Origin of the sequence: Pikeienuella sp., assembly GCF_046290545.1 — a bacterium.
Taxonomy (GTDB): Bacteria; Pseudomonadota; Alphaproteobacteria; order Rhodobacterales; family Rhodobacteraceae; genus Pikeienuella.
The window spans coordinates 229,308-244,345 of sequence record NZ_JBKAGV010000017.1 but is presented as its reverse complement, the minus strand read 5'-3'; the positions used below and the strand labels follow the sequence as shown (position 1 = coordinate 244,345).

17 protein-coding genes and 1 tRNA gene are annotated in these 15,038 nt (G+C 71.6%); 5 read left to right on the top strand and 13 right to left on the bottom strand.

The annotated features are described in order from the left end of the window. Window positions 1-16 precede the first annotated feature (16 nt). Window positions 17-325 (top strand): antibiotic biosynthesis monooxygenase family protein, encoded by a 309-nt coding sequence (locus ACE37J_RS17705; protein ID WP_409713560.1) that lies wholly within the window; start codon window positions 17-19, stop codon window positions 323-325. 6 nt (window positions 326-331) lie between these two features. Here ACE37J_RS17705 and ACE37J_RS17700 read toward each other — a convergent pair whose 3' ends face one another. The 5 genes from ACE37J_RS17700 to ACE37J_RS17680 form a co-directional block, all read right to left on the bottom strand. Next, a complete protein-coding gene (locus ACE37J_RS17700; RefSeq protein ID WP_409713558.1) occupies window positions 332-3,781 on the bottom strand; it encodes an AAA family ATPase in 3,450 nt (1,149 codons plus the stop codon). Window positions 3,782-3,893: 112 nt separating this feature from the next. Then, entirely contained in the window at window positions 3,894-4,100 is a 207-nt protein-coding gene (locus ACE37J_RS17695) for a Trm112 family protein (RefSeq protein ID WP_409713555.1), read from the bottom strand. Continuing rightward, window positions 4,097-4,744 (bottom strand): LON peptidase substrate-binding domain-containing protein, encoded by a 648-nt coding sequence (locus ACE37J_RS17690; RefSeq protein ID WP_409713552.1) that lies wholly within the window; start codon window positions 4,742-4,744, stop codon window positions 4,097-4,099. Before ACE37J_RS17690 ends, ACE37J_RS17695 begins: the two co-directional genes overlap by 4 nt. Window positions 4,745-4,751: 7 nt before the next feature. Continuing rightward, window positions 4,752-5,678, bottom strand: a complete 927-nt coding sequence (locus ACE37J_RS17685; protein WP_409713549.1) for a tetratricopeptide repeat protein — start codon at window positions 5,676-5,678, stop codon at window positions 4,752-4,754. 60 nt (window positions 5,679-5,738) lie between these two features. Continuing rightward, entirely contained in the window at window positions 5,739-6,302 is a 564-nt protein-coding gene (locus ACE37J_RS17680; RefSeq protein WP_409713546.1) for a prolyl-tRNA synthetase associated domain-containing protein, read from the bottom strand. Window positions 6,303-6,393: 91 nt separating this feature from the next. Here ACE37J_RS17680 and ACE37J_RS17675 point away from each other — a divergent pair. Beyond that, window positions 6,394-6,468 (top strand) — tRNA-Gly (locus ACE37J_RS17675). A 22-nt stretch (window positions 6,469-6,490) separates the two neighbouring features. Here ACE37J_RS17675 and yihA read toward each other — a convergent pair. The 5 genes from yihA to ACE37J_RS17650 form a co-directional block, all read right to left on the bottom strand. Continuing rightward, on the bottom strand, window positions 6,491-7,144 hold the full coding sequence (gene yihA / locus ACE37J_RS17670) for a ribosome biogenesis GTP-binding protein YihA/YsxC (RefSeq protein WP_409713543.1): 654 nt from the start codon (window positions 7,142-7,144) through the stop codon (window positions 6,491-6,493). Beyond that, on the bottom strand, window positions 7,141-7,857 hold the full coding sequence (locus ACE37J_RS17665; RefSeq protein WP_409713540.1) for an MOSC domain-containing protein: 717 nt from the start codon (window positions 7,855-7,857) through the stop codon (window positions 7,141-7,143). Before ACE37J_RS17665 ends, yihA begins: the two co-directional genes overlap by 4 nt. Continuing rightward, the gene (yidC, locus tag ACE37J_RS17660) at window positions 7,857-9,650 is read right to left on the bottom strand and encodes a membrane protein insertase YidC (RefSeq protein WP_409713537.1); all 1,794 of its coding nucleotides are present in this window, start codon (window positions 9,648-9,650) and stop codon (window positions 7,857-7,859) included. The genes ACE37J_RS17665 and yidC overlap by 1 nt, the downstream gene beginning before the upstream one ends. Before the next feature lie 73 nt (window positions 9,651-9,723). Continuing rightward, window positions 9,724-9,963 carry a GlsB/YeaQ/YmgE family stress response membrane protein gene (locus ACE37J_RS17655; protein WP_409713535.1) on the bottom strand — a complete coding sequence of 80 codons (240 nt, stop codon included), beginning with the start codon at window positions 9,961-9,963 and terminating at the stop codon, window positions 9,724-9,726. Window positions 9,964-10,014: 51 nt separating this feature from the next. Further along, complete coding sequence (locus tag ACE37J_RS17650) at window positions 10,015-10,239, bottom strand: hypothetical protein (protein WP_409713532.1); 225 nt, start codon at window positions 10,237-10,239, stop codon at window positions 10,015-10,017. 107 nt (window positions 10,240-10,346) lie between these two features. Here ACE37J_RS17650 and pgsA point away from each other — a divergent pair, with 107 nt between their 5' ends. Genes pgsA through moaE form a run of 3 tightly spaced genes read left to right on the top strand, consistent with a single transcriptional unit; the run spans window position 10,347 to window position 11,598 of the window. Further along, the gene (gene pgsA, locus ACE37J_RS17645) at window positions 10,347-10,916 is read left to right on the top strand and encodes a CDP-diacylglycerol--glycerol-3-phosphate 3-phosphatidyltransferase (protein WP_409713529.1); all 570 of its coding nucleotides are present in this window, start codon (window positions 10,347-10,349) and stop codon (window positions 10,914-10,916) included. Continuing rightward, window positions 10,913-11,161 (top strand): molybdopterin converting factor subunit 1, encoded by a 249-nt coding sequence (gene moaD, locus ACE37J_RS17640; RefSeq protein WP_409713526.1) that lies wholly within the window; start codon window positions 10,913-10,915, stop codon window positions 11,159-11,161. Before pgsA ends, moaD begins: the two co-directional genes overlap by 4 nt. Then, complete coding sequence (gene moaE / locus ACE37J_RS17635) at window positions 11,161-11,598, top strand: molybdopterin synthase catalytic subunit MoaE (RefSeq protein WP_409713523.1); 438 nt, start codon at window positions 11,161-11,163, stop codon at window positions 11,596-11,598. The genes moaD and moaE overlap by 1 nt, the downstream gene beginning before the upstream one ends. A gap of 87 nt (window positions 11,599-11,685) precedes the next feature. Here the strand turns inward: moaE and ACE37J_RS17630 are convergent, their stop codons facing one another. Genes ACE37J_RS17630 through ACE37J_RS17620 form a run of 3 tightly spaced genes read right to left on the bottom strand, consistent with a single transcriptional unit; the run spans window position 11,686 to window position 14,962 of the window. Beyond that, complete coding sequence (locus tag ACE37J_RS17630) at window positions 11,686-12,024, bottom strand: hypothetical protein (protein ID WP_409713520.1); 339 nt, start codon at window positions 12,022-12,024, stop codon at window positions 11,686-11,688. Further along, window positions 12,021-13,928, bottom strand: coding sequence for an OmpA family protein (locus ACE37J_RS17625; protein WP_409713517.1), 1,908 nt, complete (start codon window positions 13,926-13,928; stop codon window positions 12,021-12,023). The genes ACE37J_RS17630 and ACE37J_RS17625 overlap by 4 nt, the downstream gene beginning before the upstream one ends. Beyond that, window positions 13,925-14,962, bottom strand: a complete 1,038-nt coding sequence (locus ACE37J_RS17620; protein WP_409713514.1) for a glycosyltransferase family 2 protein — start codon at window positions 14,960-14,962, stop codon at window positions 13,925-13,927. Before ACE37J_RS17620 ends, ACE37J_RS17625 begins: the two co-directional genes overlap by 4 nt. Window positions 14,963-15,038: the final 76 nt, after the last annotated feature.

The following is a 15,038-nucleotide window of genomic DNA, read 5'->3' as shown; positions in this document are numbered from 1 at the left end:
AGGAAAGGAGGCTCCGATGTTCGTCGCCATGAACCGCTTCAAGGTCGTGAAAGGGCAGGAAGCCGCCTTCGAAGCGGTCTGGACGGGGCGGGAGACGCGGCTGCCGGAAATGCCGGGCTTCGTCTCATTCCACCTCCTGCGCGGGCCGGAGGCGGAGGATCACGTTCTCTACGCCTCCCACACGATCTGGGAGAGCCGCGGCGCCTTCGAGGCCTGGACGCGTTCGGAGCAGTTCCGCGAGGCGCACAAGGACGCCGGGAAGAACAAGCCGCTCTATCTCGGCCCGCCCGCCTTCGAGGGGTTCGACGCCGTCTCCGGGGCCTGAGCCGCTTCAGCCGGCGACCATCGCCTCCGCCCGCCGCAGATCGACCGAGACGAGTTGGCTCACCCCCGGCTCCGCCATCGTGACGCCGAAGAGCCGGTCCATCCGGCTCATGGTGACGACATGGTGGGTGATGACGAGGAAGCGCGTCTCCGTCCGCCTCGTCATCTCGTCGAGCAGATCGCAGAACCGGCCGACATTCGAATCGTCGAGCGGCGCGTCCACCTCGTCCAGCACGCAGATCGGGGAGGGGTTGGCGAGGAAAACCGCGAAGATCAGCGAAAGCGCCGTCAGCGTCTGCTCCCCGCCCGAGAGCAGCGAGAGGGTGGAGAGCTTCTTGCCCGGCGGCATGCCCATGATTTCGAGCCCGGCCTCCAGCGGATCGTCGCTCTCGACCAGCGCCAGCGTCGCCTCGCCGCCGCCGAAGAGATGGCGAAAGAGCGCGGCGAAGTTGCGGTTCACCTCCTCGAAGGCTGCGAGGAGGCGCTGCCGGCCCTCCCCGTTCAGCTCCGCGATGGCGTGGCGGAGCTTTCCGATTGCGGCTTCGAGATCGGCGGCCTCGGCGGCCAGCGCGTCCCGCTCCTCCTGCGCGGCGCGGGCGTCCTCCTCGGCGCGGAGATTGACCGGGCCGAGGCTTTCCCGCTGCCGGCGGAGGCGGGCGATTTCGAGTTCCAGCGCCTCGGGCGCCTCGAGCGCCGCCTCGCCGCCGATCCGTTCGAGAAGCGCAGCGGGCGCGCAATCCGCTTCTTCGCGGATGCGCGCCGCGGCCTCCCGCGCCCGCTCCGCCGCGGCCTCGCCCTGCGTTTCGCGCCGCGCCCGCTCCTCCCGCGCGGAGGAGGCCTCGCGCTCCGCCTCGCGAGAGGCGGCTTCGGCGGCGCGGGCCGCGGCCTCGGCGGCGGCGAGCGCGTCCGCCGCGGCGGCGCGGCGGGCCTCGGCGCGCTCGATGTCACCGGCCAGCGCCGCGCGCCGCGCGGCGAGTTCGCCGGGCCGGCCTGCGGCGGCGCGGCGCTCCGCCTCGGTCTCGTCCAGACGTTCGGCGAGCTCGGCCGCACGCCGCGCCGCCGTCTCGGCCCGCGCGCGCCAGGAGGCGCGCTCCTGACTCGCGGCGGCGAGGCGCTCCTCCCGCGCCCGGCCCGCGCGGCGGAGATCGTCCGCCGCGCCGCGGGCCGAAAGCATCTCCGCGCGCGCGGCGGCGAGGGTGAGCTTCGCCGCCTCCGCCGCGCGCCAGGCGTCCTCCGGATCGGCGATCGCGGCGGCGGCGGCGGCGGCCTCGGCCCGGAGCGCCTCCGCCTCCCGCGCTTCCTCCGCGCGCCGGGCGGCGGCGGCCTCGCCGGCCTCGCGCCGGGAAGCGGCCATGTCGAGATCGGCCTCCGCCTTCGCGGCGGCCCGCGCCGCCTCCGCCGCGGCGGCGTCGGCGGCCCGCCGCGCCGCGCGCGCCGCCTGATCGGCCGCCGCAGCCGCCTCCAGCCGCGCCTTGGCCGTTCGATGCGCCGCCGCGGCGGCTTCCGCCTCATTCTCCGCACTTGCGAGCGCTGCGCGCATCTCCGCGAGGCGGTTTTTCCGGCGTAGCCGCTCCGCAGCCGCAGAAGGCGCATCCGCCGCCCTTTGCCGGAACCCGTCCCATCGCCAGAGGTCGCCCTCCCGGCTCACCAGACGCCAGCCGGGCGCGAGCGCAGCCTGCATCGCGTCCCCCGCCTCCGCCGGCGCCACCGCGATTCGCGCGAGCCGGCGCGCGAGGGCGTCCGGCGCGGCGACAAGCGGGGCGAGCGGCTCCGCGCCCGGCGGCGGCTCCGACGCCTCGCCATAGGGCGGGAGCGCGGCCCAGCCCGAGCCCTTTCCGGCCAGCGGCGCCTTCAGATCCTCGTCCAGCGCGGCGCCGAGCGCGCCCTCGTATCCGGGGGCGACGGAAATCCGGTCCAGCACCGCCTCCGCCGCGCCCTTGTCCCGCGCCAGCAGCGATTCGAGCGAGGCGACCTCGGCGCGAAGGGCGGAGAGCTCGCCCGAGGCGGCGGAGGCGGCGGCGCGGCGCTCCGCCTCCTCGCCCTGCGCCTCGCCCCGCGCCGCCTCCGCGGCGATCAGAGCGGCGTCCGCCGCCTCGGCTTTCCGCGCCGCTTCCGCAGCCGCTCCGGCGGCAGCGACGCGGCGCGCCTCCTCCGCCTGCAACCGCCGGGCGGCCTCGGCGGCGGCCGCGGCGGCCTCCATTGCGCCCTTGGCCGCCCGCGTCGCCGCGGCCTCGACCTCCTTCAGCCGGCGCGCCGCCGCCTGCGACGCCGCGGCGAGGCGCGCCGCCTCGGCGTTCAGCCTGTCGGTCTCGACCTCCGCGACCTCGAGCCTGGCGGAGGCCGCGCGCGCGGCCTCGTCCGCCGCCTTTGCGGCCTCGTCATGGCCGGCGCGGGCGGCGATCAGCGCCTCCTCCTCGGCCTCCAGCTTCTCGATCATCCCCCCGGCGTCGGCCCGAAGTTGCGCCTCGCGCTCCGCGTCCCGGGCGATCTGCGCCGCGCGTGCGGCGAGAGCCTGAAGCGCGGCCCCCGCTTCCGCCTCCCGCTCCTTCAACCGGTCCCGCTCGACGGCGAGGCGCTGCAGCACGGCGGCGGCGACCATCTCCTCCTCCCGAAGCGGGGGCAGCGCGGCCTCCGCCGCCTCGCGCGCCCGCCGTGCGGCGAGCGCGGCGCGCTCGGCCGCCCCGGTGGCCGTGAGCGCCTCCGCGAGCGCAGCCGCCGACGCCTCCCGCGCCGCTTCCGCCTCGCGCCAGCGCAGCCAGAGCGCCATCGCCTCCGCCCGCCGCAGCGCCGCCGCGATCTCGCGATAGCGGGCGGCCTGCCGCGCCTGACGGGCGAGCGCGGCGAGCCGCTGGTCCAGCCCCTCGATCACGTCCGCCACGCGGGCGAGGTTCGTCTCCGCGCCCGAGAGCTTCAGCTCGGCCTCGTGCCGCCGCTGCCAGAGCCCGCCGATCCCCGCGGCATCCTCCAGAATCGCACGCCGGGCGGCAGGCTTGGCGTTGATGAGTTCCGCAATGCGCCCCTGCCGCACGAGGGCGGGGGATTGCGAGCCAGTGGCGGCGTCCGCGAAGAGCATCCGCACATCGCGGGCGCGCACATCGTCCCCGTTCGCCTTGAAGGCGCTGCCGGCGTCCCGCGTGATGCGGCGGATCACGTCCAGCGTCTCGTGCCGGTTGAAGGCGGCGGGCGCGGTGCGGGCGGAATTGTCGATGCTGAGCGCGACCTCCGCGAAATGTCGCGCGGGGCGGGAGGCGGCGCCGGCGAAGATCACATCCTCCATCCCCGCGCCGCGCATCGACTTTGCGGAGCTTTCCCCCATCACCCAGCGCAGCGCCTCGAGAAGGTTGGACTTGCCGCAGCCGTTCGGGCCTACGACGCCGGTGAGGCCGGGCGCGATGACGAGTTCCGTCGGATCGACGAAGCTCTTGAACCCGTGCAGCCTCAGCTTGGTGAAGATCACCCGGCGGCCCTTCCTCTCCCAGCCCTTTGTCGGTAGGGCGGGCGGAGCGGCGCGTCAAGCAGGAAGGCCGATCTGGCGGCGTGAGCCGCGCGCGGCCCCAGATATGGCGCCGTCAGTCGATCTCGCGCGCCTCGTCCACAAGCATGATCGGGATCCCGTCCCTGATCGGGAAAGCGAGGCCGGCGGCGCGGGAGACAAGTTCCCCCGCCTCGCGGTCATAGTCGAGCGGCTTCTGCGTGACCGGGCAGACGAGACTTTCGAGCATCTTGCGGTCCACCCCCGCCGTCGCCGCAACACTCTCCTTGTGCTCTTCGGTCATTGCAAAGGCCCGTCCTCGCCCTGACTCGCCACCGCAAACTCCATGAGCGCCGCGAGGGAAGCGCGCCTGTCCTTCAGCCGGTCGGCCTCCAGCAAGGCCTGCTTCTCCTCGGCGGAGAAAGGGCAGAGCATGGCGAGGGAATTGACGAGCATCTCCTCGTCCGCCTCTTTCAGGCTGTCCCAGTCGGTAGAAAGGCCGGCGGCGGCGAAATAGCGCTTCAGGAGCGCGAGGAAGGCCGGGCGGTCGAACCCCTCGTCGATGTCACGCTTGCCGAGATCGTGGCCCCAGCGCGACCAGTCTGCCCTCACCCGGCGATAGGGCGTGAAACCGTCCAGCTCCTCAACCGGCGCGAAGCGGCAGATACCGGCGAGGACGACGAGATAGCGGCCATCCTCCGTCTCCGAGAAGCTCACGATGCGGCCAGCGCAACCGACGCTGCGAAGCAGGGGCGGCCTCGTGTTGTCAGCCGGCTGAACCATGCCGATGAGCCGGTGCGGCGTCTTCAGCGCGTCGTCGAACATGGCCAGATAGCGCGGCTCGAAGATGTTCAGCGGAAGCCGCCCGCGCGGGAGCAGCAGCGCCTCGGGCAGCGGAAAGACGGAAAGCGTCTCCGGCAGGTCAGCGATGCCGAAATGCCGGGTCATCCCGCCCTCACGCGAAGATCATCGAGGACAGGCGGCGGCGGCCCTTGAGGGCGAGCGGGTTCTTCTCCCCCAGCGATTCGAAAATCTTGAAGAGCTGCGAGCGCGCTGCGCCCTCGTTCCATTCCCGGTCGCGCCGGAAGAGCTCAAGCAGCGCCTCGATCGCGCCCTCCGCATCGTCTTCAGCGAGGAGGGCCAGGGCGAGGTCGTAGCGCGCCTGATGGTCGCCCGGATTCGCCTCGACCTTCTTCCTCAGGTCTGCCGCCTCGCCCGCGCCGGCGGCGAGGTCCGCAAGGTCGAGCTGGGCGCGGACGGCGACGAGCGCGGGATCGTTCGCGATCGCGGCCGGCGCGGAATCGAGCGTCGCGCGCGCCTGGTCGGCGCGCCCCGCCGCGGCGAAAGCGCGGGCGAGGCCGGCGAGCGCGCGGGCGTTTTCGGGTTCGGCTTCGAGCACCGCGCCGAACGTGTCCGCCGCGTCGGCGACGGCGCCTTCGGCGAGCATCAGGTCGGCGGCGTCGAGCGCGTCTTCGATCCCGGCGGCCTCGGCGGCGCCGGCCCCGCCCTCGGCGGCGGCCCGGTCGACGAAAGCCTTGATCTCGGAAGGCGGCAGCGCGCCCATGAAGGCGTCAACCGGCCTGCCGTTCACAAAGGCGAAGACGGCGGGGATGGACTGCACGCGGAGCTGCGATGCGAATTGGGGGTTCCGGTCGATGTCGATCTTGACCAGCTTCGCCTTGCCGCTCGCGCCGCGCACCGCGGCCTCCAGCGCCGGGCCGAGCGTCTTGCAGGGCCCGCACCATTCGGCGTGGAAATCGACGATCACGGCGACGCTCTTGGACGCCTCGACGACGTCCGCCATGAAGCTGGCGTCCGTCCCGTCCTTCACGACATCGGCGGCAGGCGCGGGCACCGCGCCCTTAGACCCCAGGTTAAGCATCTCGGCCTCTCTCCTCCGTTTGGCACGACATAGTGCGGGAGGGGGAGAAAGGACAATCCTTCAGCCGGTCTTTTCGCGCGCCCGCTCCGCCGCCAGCGCCTCCAGCGCGTCGAAATCCGCCTCCTGCGGCATGTGACCTGTTTCGCCCAGGAAAGCGAGGAAGCCCGTGCGGGAGAGCGCCACAGTCGCCGCATTGTGGAGCGGATGGAAGTTCAGCGTCTCCATCTCCATCATCTGCGCGTCGAGGATCAACCGTACGCGCCGCGCCCGGTCATTCATCAGCGCCAGCGGCGTGACAGAGCCAGGGCGCACGCCGAGAACCTCGCCAAGGAGTTCGGACGAGCCGAAGGAGAGCCGCTTCGCGCCGACCGATTTCTCAAGGTCGGCGACCCGGATGCGCCGGTGGCCGAAGCAGGTCGCAAGCAGAAGCGCCCCGTCCTTGGCCTTGAGGAAGAGATTCTTCGTATGCGCCCCCGGCAGATGCGCGGTTTCCGCAACGCTCTCCTCCACCGTGAAGATCGGCGCGTGCCGGTGGAGCGCATGGCCGATCCGCAGCCGGTCTAGGAGCGCAAGAAGGCGCACCTCGGCGGCCCGATCGTCAGGAGAAAGCGTGTCTACGGTCATTTGGCGGCCCCTTCCGGTGCGCCGCATAATCCGCGCAAATCGCGCTTGCAACGGCCCGCCGAATCCCTATAACCCCGCCTCACCCAAGGATGCGGGCGTAGCTCAGGGGTAGAGCACAACCTTGCCAAGGTTGGGGTCGTGAGTTCGAATCTCATCGCCCGCTCCAGTTTCCGCCGCCATGCGGCGTTTCACTCTACAGTGAGGGCCCAGGCCGCGGCGCGCAGCGTCGGAAGCCCTTCGCCTTTCTCGGACGAGGTGGCGATGATCTCCGGATAGGCTGCCGGATGCCGCTTCAGGTCCTCGCCCAGCTTCGCCGCGACCGCCTCCAGCCCGCCGGGGCGCAGCTTGTCCGCCTTCGTCAACACGGCCTGGAAGCTCACCGCCGCCGTATCGAGCAGCGCCATTATCTCATGGTCCACCGCCTTCGCGCCGTGCCGCGCGTCAATCAGCACATAGGCGCGGCGAAGAGTGGCGCGGCCGGCGAGATAAGTCTTAAGCAGCGCCTGCCATTTCGCAACCACCGCCACCGGCGCCTCGGCGTAGCCGTAGCCCGGCAGGTCCACCAGATAGAGCCGCCCGCCGAGGTCGAAATAGTTGATCTCCTGCGTCCGGCCCGGCGTGTTAGAGGCGCGGGCGAGCGCCTTGCGACCTGTCAGCGCGTTGATGAGCGAAGATTTTCCGACATTGGAGCGCCCGGCGAAACAGATTTCCGGTCGGTCCGCTGCTGGCAAACCGTCTATCGCGACGACGCCCTTCACGAAGTCGCAGCGCCCGGCGAATAGCTTTCGCCCCGCCTCGGCGACGTCCTCCTCGGGTTCGGGGGCGAGCGGGAAGCGACTCATGTGGCCTGCGCCTCGGCGCCGGGCGCGATCTCGCCGCCCGTCTCCACCTGGGCGTAGACGCCGAATTCGGCATGGCCGAAGCGGGCGTGAAGGGCGCCGCAGAGATCCGCATCGCGCCGCCCCGTCTCCGGATTGGCGTCCGGCGCCGCGCAGCGCTCGACGGGCGCGATGACGCGAAGGCGGACAGGGTCGAGCACAATCCCGGACCAGCCCCGCTCTTCCCAAGGCGCGAAGCCTTCAAGCCACAGGTTCATGCGAAAGCGGCGCGGGTCCGGCGCCACCCCGGCGAGGTCGGAGAGCGCGCGGAGCGAAGCGAGGCTGCCCACCGAGACATGGCCTTCCGGCGTGTCGTGGATCGCGCCAGCCCCGGCGCGCACCAAACGCAGCGGCGCCATTGGCCCGGCGAGGGGCCCGAGCCAGTCTGCGAGCGCATCCGGTTCGCCCTGAATGTCGCCGAGCATACCATGGGAGGCGGCCAGAAGCCCGCCCGCCCGGAGAGAAACGGCGACCCGGGCGAGTTCCGGCGCCCGGCGCGGCGTTGCGAATTCGCGAGGCCTCGCCCAGCCTTCCGGTGCCGCCTCGCTCACCGCATGGGCAAAGCCGAAGACGCGGTCGCCTTCGACCCCGCGCCCCTCCAAAAGCGTCGCGCTCGCGAGCGTTTCGCCGCCGAGGCCCTTCACCGGGAAGCGGGCGATGGCGGCGAGCGCGCCCATCAGCCTTCCTTCGGCTTTCGCTTGAGGCTCTTCTTGACGTTGCCTAGGAAGTCCACATCCACCCCCTGGCTCCGCATGATCGCATATTGCTGGATGAAGGTGATGATGTTGTTGGCGCACCAGTAGATCACCAGCCCGCTCGCGAAGGTTCCGAGCATGAACATGAAGATCCAGGGCATCCAGGCGAAAATCTGCGCCTGCATCTTGTCCGTCGGGGCCGGGTTCAGCTTCTGCTGCATCCACATGGTCACCCCCATCAACACGGGGAAGACGCCGATGGAGAAGATGTAGAAGAAGGAGGACGGGTCCGGCGTGTCCCAGGGCAGGAGGCCGAACAGGTTGAGGATGGAGGTCGGGTCCGGGGCCGAAAGGTCCTCGATCCAGAGGATAAAGGGCGCGTGCCGCATCTCCAGCGTCACGAAGAGCACCTTGTAAAGCGAGAAGAAAATCGGGATCTGCAAAAGGATCGGCAGGCAGCCCGCCGCGGGGTTGGCCTTCTCCCGCTTGTAGAGCGCCATCATCTCCTGCTGCATCTTCTGCCGGTCGTCACCGACCTTTTCCTTGATCTTCTCCATCTCGGGCTGGAGCTTCTTCATCTTCGACATCGCGACATAGGACTTCCACGCAAGCGGGAAGAGCGCGGCCTTGATGATGAAGGTGAGCGCGATGATCGACCAGCCCATGTTGCCGATGATGTCCTCGACCCAGAGCAGGAGCTGAAAGATCGGCTTGGTGAGGAAGAAGAACCAGCCCCAGTCGATGCTGTCGTCGAAGCGGTCGATCTTCAGCCGCTCCTGATAGTCATGGATCGTGCGGTATTCCTTCGCTCCGGCGAAGAGGAAGGTAGAGACTTCGGCCTTCGCGCCCGGCGCAACCTCCCGGATCGGGAGGAGCGCCTCCGTCCGGTACTCGGGGCCGGTCGCGCGCTGCACGTGCTTGAACGCGGCGTCGAAGGCGACGCCCGGGCCCGGCGCGATGGTCGTCATCCAGTACTTGTCGGTGAAGCCGACAAACCCGTCCGAAAGGGCCGATACCCGCTCCTGCCGGACGCCAGGGCCGGAGGGCGGCATCTCCGTCATGTCGGAGTAGTCGACCTCCTTCAATTGCCCGTCCAGCACGGCGATCGCGCCCTCGTGGAGGATGAAGAAGTTGATCGTCTCCGGTTCGCCGCGCCGCGCTACATAGGAATAGGGGGCGAGGCTCACCGCCGCGCCGCCCGCGTTCTCCACCGACTGGGTGACAGTGAACATGAAATTCTCGTCCACCGCCATCGTCCGGCGGAAAATCAGCCCTTCGCCATTGTCCCAGACGAGCGTGACCGGCGTTTGCGGCGTGAGCGTCTCGCCGCTCTCCAGCCGCCACTCGGTATTGGGCTCCGGCGTCTTCGCAGCTCCGCCCTCGGCATTGAGCCAGCCCCAGACGGCGAAATAAGGATGCCGCGACCCGACCGGCGAAAGGAGTGTGACGGTGTCGGACCCTTCGTCCAGCGTTTCCTGGTACTCAGTCAGGTGCAGGTCGTCGATCCGCCCGCCGCGAAGCGAGATGGAGCCGGAGAGGGCAGGCGTCTCGATCCTGACCCGCACGGCCTCCGCCGCCACCGCCTCGGCCTCCTGCGTCTCGCCCTGCGCGGCCTGCTGGCCGGCCGGCGCGCCGGCCACGGGCGCGGCCGCGCTCTCCGCCACGGTCGGCGCCGTCTCCGGGTCGGGCGGCGGCGGGGCGAAGAAGAAGGTCCAGACGAGGATCACGAGGAAGCTGAGGCCGGCGGCGGCGATCAGGTTCTTCTGGTCGGACATTGCGGGCTCCCTGAAGCGTCGGCGGGTTGAACCCCTCCGCGCGGGCGAGGTCAAGAGGCGGCGGCGACGCGGCTCAGCGCCGGCGCATCCAGCGCTGGTAGAGCCAGAGCAGCACGCAGGCCCCGACAACGGCGCCGACGAGGCCGAGAACGACGCCCGAAGCCGCGATCAGCGCCCTGAGCACGAAGCCGCCAATAAGCGCGCCGAGCACGCCGATGGCGGCCGTTTCGAGGAAGGACAGCGGAACCTTCATCAGCTTTGACGCGACGAAGCCGGCGGCGATTCCGACGAGAACGAGGAGGAGGGCGGACATCGGGGCTCCCTATGCGGCTCCGGGTTCACATAGGCGCGCGCCGCCAGCCTTTCATCGCCTCATAGAGGCGATCAGCAGCATCGCCGCCGCGCCGAGGATCGAGGTCATCGCCCGGCCGAAGCCGAATCCGACGCCGAGCGCATACTGCAGGAACCAGGCCAGCGTCGCCCCGCCGACTCCGAGCGTGACGGAGACGACATAGCCGTTCCGGACGAGGCCGAACCGTTCGGCGAGAAAACCGGTCAGCCCGCCGAGAAGAACGGCGATGAAGATCATGGGCGAGGCTCCTTCCGCGGTCGCAGACGGACCATAGGGCGCCTGCGGGCGCTTGTCTCGCCGCGCCGTCCCTTGACCCGCCTTCGCCGATGGCGAATGTGAGGCGCATGCGGCTCACGATCCCCAACGTGCTCACCATCGCGCGCGTCGTCGCGGCGCCGCTCGTGGCCTTATGCTTTCTCGCGATGGCTCGGCCGTTGGCCGATCTCGTCGCTTTTCTCATCTTCGCCGTCGCCGGGATCAGCGACTTCCTCGACGGCTGGCTCGCGCGCCGCTGGGGGCAGGTCAGCGCCTTCGGCCGGATGCTGGACCCGATTGCGGACAAGGCGATGATCGCCGTCACCGGCGCCGTCCTCCTCGCGCTCTACGATCTCTCCGCTCTGGTGACGATACCGGTGACGGTGATACTCCTCAGGGAGACGCTTGTTTCCGGCCTCCGCGAATATCTGAAGGGCGCCAGCGTGCTTGACGTCACCACGTTGGCGAAATGGAAGACGACGGCGCAGATGACCGCCTTCGGCGCCCTCCTCCTCGCCGGCTTCGCGGGGCTCGGCGGCTGGGTCGAGGCGGCGGGGCTCGCACTTCTCTGGATCGCAGCCGCGCTGACAGCGATCACCGGCTACGATTATTTCTCACGCGGGCTCGCCTACATAAGGGCGGAGGAGGAACGCCGATGAAGGTTCTCTATTTCGCCTGGCTGAGGGAGCGGATCGGGGAAAGCGCGGAGGAGGTGTCCGCCGAAGGGCTTGAGACCGTTTCCGATCTCGTCGCCCATCTCCGCACCCGCGGTCCGCGCTACGAGGCGGCCTTCGAGGCGCCGGAAGCGGTGCGCGTCGCCGTCGACCAGAAGGTTAGGGACTGGGACGCGCCACTGAAAGGGGCCGGGGAGGTCGCCTTCTTCCCGCCGATGACGGGCGGCTGATGGCCGTCCGCGTCCAGCGGGAGGCGTTCGACCTCGGCGCAGAGGCCGCCGCGCTGGAGGCGGGGGCGGGCGCCGTCGTCACCTTCACCGGGATCGTGCGCGGCGGGGACGTTTCGGCCATGACGCTCGAACACTATCCGGGCATGACGGAGGCGGCGCTGGCGGAGATCGAGGCCGAGGCCCGCGCGCGCTGGCCGCTCTCGGGCGTGACCATCATCCACCGCGTCGGGCGGCTCCTCCCCGGAGAGCGGATCATGATGGTCGCCGCCGCGAGCGCCCACCGGCAGGCCGCCTTCGAGGCGGCGGAATTCCTGATGGACTACCTCAAGACGCGCGCGCCCTTCTGGAAGAAGGAGGAGACGGCCGCGGGCGCCCGCTGGGTCGATGCGCGGGAGACGGACGAAAGCGCCGCAAGGCGCTGGGCCGCGCAGGGATAGATTTTTCGCTCCGCCGCCCTCCGGGCTGCGTGAGCGTTGATTGTTTTTTTTGCGCTACCGCCCTTCGGGCTGCCTGAGCGCGCGCGCTCAGCGCCCGCGGAGCGCCGCGATCTCCTCCCGCGCAGCGCGGAGCCCGGCGGAAAGCGCCTCCATCTCCGCCTCCCGCTCCCGCGCCGTCGCCTCGGCGGACAACCGCACAGAGAGGGCTTCCTCGCGCAGCGCCGCCTCCCGCGCGGCTGCTTCGGCCAGCGCCGCGTCCCGCGCCGCCTCGACGACGAGAAGCTCGGCGGCAAGCTCGTCCGCGCGGTCCTGCCGCGGCGCGGAGGCGGCGGCGGCGCGGGACCAGAGCCAGTGCGCGCCCCAGCCGGCGGCGAAGGCGAGGAACAGGAGGCCGCCGAGCGCAGCGGCGAGTTCGGCTCCGGTCATTCTTTGTCCACCTCCAGAGCGCGAAACTCGATCCGCCGGTTCCGTGCGCGGCCCTCGTCCGTCCCGTTGTCGGCGATCGGCTGCGCCTCTCCGTATCCTCTTGCGCTCAGCAGCGTAAGCCGCGCTCCAGCCTGGACGAGCGCCGCGAGCACCGCCTCGGCCCGCGCGGCGCTGAGCGCCAGGTTGAGGGCCTCCCGCCCCTGCGAATCGGTATGTCCGCCGATCTCGATCCGTCCCCCCTCGCAGCGCCGGAGCGCGCCGGAAAGCGCACGGATCACCGCCTGGTCCCCCTCTTCCAGCGCCGCCGAGCCCGGTGCGAAGCGGATCGGATCCGCCGCGGCGATGGCGGTCATCTCCTCCGCGCAGCGCCCCGGCGGCAGCATCTGTCGAGCGGCGATGCGGGCGGGCGAGACGGCGAGGCGCGTTTCCGCCACGCGCGCGCCGCCGATCCCGGATGCGAACATGCGGTGGATCTCCGCGATGGCGAGCGGGGTCTCCACCCGCCCCTCGAGCCGGGCGCTGGCCGCGCCGATCTCGGCCTCGCCTTCTTCAAGCCGGGCGAGGGCGGCGACGGCGGTCATCGCCGCGGCGCGCCACGCCGGGTCGAAGGCTCCGCCATAGACGAAATCCGCCTCCACCGTGGCGCCCGGCGCAGCGACGCGGGCGTAGGCGGCCAGGCTCTCGCCGATCAGCGGGTCCGGCGCGCCGCCCGAAACCGCCATCCGCCCCGGCTCGCGCCGGATGAGAAGCGGCGCGGGCGCGGCGCCGTTTGCGCCCGTCTCGCGCTCTGACCCGTCGTCGGCATCGTCCGGAACGTCCGCTCCTCCGGTCAGAACGGCAAGCGAATACCCTTCGGGCAGAGCCGCCCGGAGCCGCGCCCCCGCCGCCTCGAGCGCGAGCCTGCGGGTTGGCGGGCGGGCGGAGAGCCGGGCGCGGCGCCCGGTCATCCGGAACTCCGCCGCCGGCAGGGTGAGAAGCGCGTCGAGCCCCGCCTCTGCCGCCCGGTCCCATCCCGGCGGCGCGCCCGGGGCTAGCAGGCAGGGCGCACCGCCTGAGCCGACGCCTGAGCCGACGCCCGCGCCGACGCCCGCGCCGAGGCCCGGCGCGGCGGCGAGCCGCGCGTCGAGCGCCGCCGCCGCCTCGGGCGTTCCCGCCATGCAGGCGATGGCGCCGCGCCCGCCGTCGCCGGTTTCCGCATGTAGAATGAACGCGGGGGCGGAGACCGGGAGCGCCGCGATATCCGCCTCGACGCGCCATCCCGCCGCCTCCGCCGCCGCCATCGCCGTCTCGATCCGCGAAATCTCGGCCGGCCCGGCTGCGACGCCGGAAAAGGCGATCCGCTCCGGCGTGTAGGAGACGCGCCCGTGGAGCAGCGCAGCCGCGATCTCCGCGGCCGCGGCGGCCCCCTCTTCCCACCGCGCGGCGGAGCCGGCCGCGTCGTCCCGGCTCAGATCGACAAGGGCGAGCCCCGGCCCCGCAGCCTCCAGCGCATCAAGAAGCGCGGCGCGGGCGAGACGGCCCGGCGCGGCGCCGGAAATCGCGATGTCGGAGAGCCCGCGCATCAGGATCGCCTCCGCCTCCGGGCGGAAGACCTCGGGCTGCGCGCGTGCGCCAGCCTCGTTGGCGAGCATGACCGAGAAGCCCGGAACGGGCAAGACCGCGGCGGCGGAGAGGGCCGCGAAGGCCGCCTCACGCGCCGCCTCTCCCGGCGCCTCCCCGCGGAGCGTCAGGCGCAGCCCGTCCGCCTCCAGCCGCGCCCAGGAATGGCCCGCCGGGCCGAGCGCCGCCTCGGCGCGAAGCGCCGCCGCCGCCTCGGCGAGCCGCGCCCCTTCCCGCCCGAGCAGCGCCGCGGCCAGCGCCGCCGCGGCCCAGAGGGCGAGGCCGAGGAGAAGAGGTCGCTTCACGCCCGCCCCATCGCCCAGGACTTGGCGACAAGCGGATTGAGCGCCGCCGCCGCTTCCGCCGGCAGCGCCGCCGTCTCCGTCACGATAAGACGGAGCCAGAGCGCTAGCGGCTCCGCCTCGCCGAGGAGGGCGGCGATCCGCTCCCGCCGCCAGGCGCAGGCGTCTTCGTGGAGACGGGATAGGACGGGATCGACCCGCGGCCGGGCCAACCAGTCGTCGCGCAGCTTCGCGCTCCGGTCGATGCTCCGATCCTCCACCTGGTTGAAGTTCCGCTCCGCCCAATAGCCGAGATCGAGCGCCGAGCGGCGCGAATTCGGCAGCCCTCGCGCCGCCTTCATCAGGAAGCACTCGGCCGAGCGGAGCGCGTAATGGTTGACCTGCGCCGCGCCATAGCCCGCCGTCTCGAGCCGGAGCCAGAGCCCCCGTTCAGCGAAGCCGGGCAGCGGCGTCCCCTCCGCATTCGTCACGCGAAGCGAGGCGAGGCGCGCAGGGTCTGGCTCCAGCGGGCGATGCACGCCGAGCCGGGCCCAGCCCGCATCCGCTCGCCAGAGGCTCTTGATCCCGTAATTGTGGAAGGGAAAGGGGCACGCCTCCGGCGCCGCGCGGCGGTAGAGCCCCGTCACCGGCTCGTCGCGCCAGCGCGCCCGGCCCGCCGCGCCGAAGCGCCGCCAGGCGAGGGCGATCATGTCCGCATCCGGCGAGACGGCGAAGAGATCGTCGAGCCGCCCCTCGCCCCGCTTCACGTTCACGAACTCGTCCACGTCGAGGCAAAGCAGCCACTCCGCCTCCCGCCGGAGCGGGTGGGAATCGGCCCGCATCAACGCCGTCTTCTGCACGCCGCGGGGGCGGATGTCGTCATTCCGCTCATGCACCGCGAGACCAAGCGCCGCGAGCCGCTCCCAGATCGCGTCGGTCCCATCCTCGCAGTCATTGGTGTAGACAAGGAAGCGCTCGAACCCGATGGCGAGGTGATGCGCCGCCCATTCGAGAATGAACGGGCCTTCGTTCTTCATGACGGTCACGATCAGACGCATAGCGCGGGCTTAACATGCAGGCCCGGGCGCCGGAAGCCGCGCGGGCCGCGCTTGCGCCGCCCCGCCTCGCCGTTAG

Excerpts from the sequence above, each read along its gene's own strand:
- moaD (WP_409713526.1), top strand. The coding sequence starts at position 10,913 with ATGAAGGTTCTCTATTTCGCCTGGCTGAGGGAGCGGATCGGGGAAAGC.
- ACE37J_RS17685 (WP_409713549.1), bottom strand. The coding sequence starts at position 5,678 with ATGCTTAACCTGGGGTCTAAGGGCGCGGTGCCCGCGCCTGCCGCCGAT.
- ACE37J_RS17705 (WP_409713560.1), top strand. The coding sequence starts at position 17 with ATGTTCGTCGCCATGAACCGCTTCAAGGTCGTGAAAGGGCAGGAAGCC.
- yidC (WP_409713537.1), bottom strand. The coding sequence starts at position 9,650 with ATGTCCGACCAGAAGAACCTGATCGCCGCCGCCGGCCTCAGCTTCCTC.
- ACE37J_RS17695 (WP_409713555.1), bottom strand. The coding sequence starts at position 4,100 with ATGACCGAAGAGCACAAGGAGAGTGTTGCGGCGACGGCGGGGGTGGAC.
- ACE37J_RS17650 (WP_409713532.1), bottom strand. The coding sequence starts at position 10,239 with ATGATCTTCATCGCCGTTCTTCTCGGCGGGCTGACCGGTTTTCTCGCC.
- ACE37J_RS17620 (WP_409713514.1), bottom strand. The coding sequence starts at position 14,962 with ATGCGTCTGATCGTGACCGTCATGAAGAACGAAGGCCCGTTCATTCTC.
- ACE37J_RS17655 (WP_409713535.1), bottom strand. The coding sequence starts at position 9,963 with ATGTCCGCCCTCCTCCTCGTTCTCGTCGGAATCGCCGCCGGCTTCGTC.
- ACE37J_RS17665 (WP_409713540.1), bottom strand. The coding sequence starts at position 7,857 with ATGGGCGCGCTCGCCGCCATCGCCCGCTTCCCGGTGAAGGGCCTCGGC.
- yihA (WP_409713543.1), bottom strand. The coding sequence starts at position 7,144 with ATGAGTCGCTTCCCGCTCGCCCCCGAACCCGAGGAGGACGTCGCCGAG.
- moaE (WP_409713523.1), top strand. The coding sequence starts at position 11,161 with ATGGCCGTCCGCGTCCAGCGGGAGGCGTTCGACCTCGGCGCAGAGGCC.
- ACE37J_RS17630 (WP_409713520.1), bottom strand. The coding sequence starts at position 12,024 with ATGACCGGAGCCGAACTCGCCGCTGCGCTCGGCGGCCTCCTGTTCCTC.
- ACE37J_RS17680 (WP_409713546.1), bottom strand. The coding sequence starts at position 6,302 with ATGACCGTAGACACGCTTTCTCCTGACGATCGGGCCGCCGAGGTGCGC.
- pgsA (WP_409713529.1), top strand. The coding sequence starts at position 10,347 with ATGCGGCTCACGATCCCCAACGTGCTCACCATCGCGCGCGTCGTCGCG.
- ACE37J_RS17690 (WP_409713552.1), bottom strand. The coding sequence starts at position 4,744 with ATGACCCGGCATTTCGGCATCGCTGACCTGCCGGAGACGCTTTCCGTC.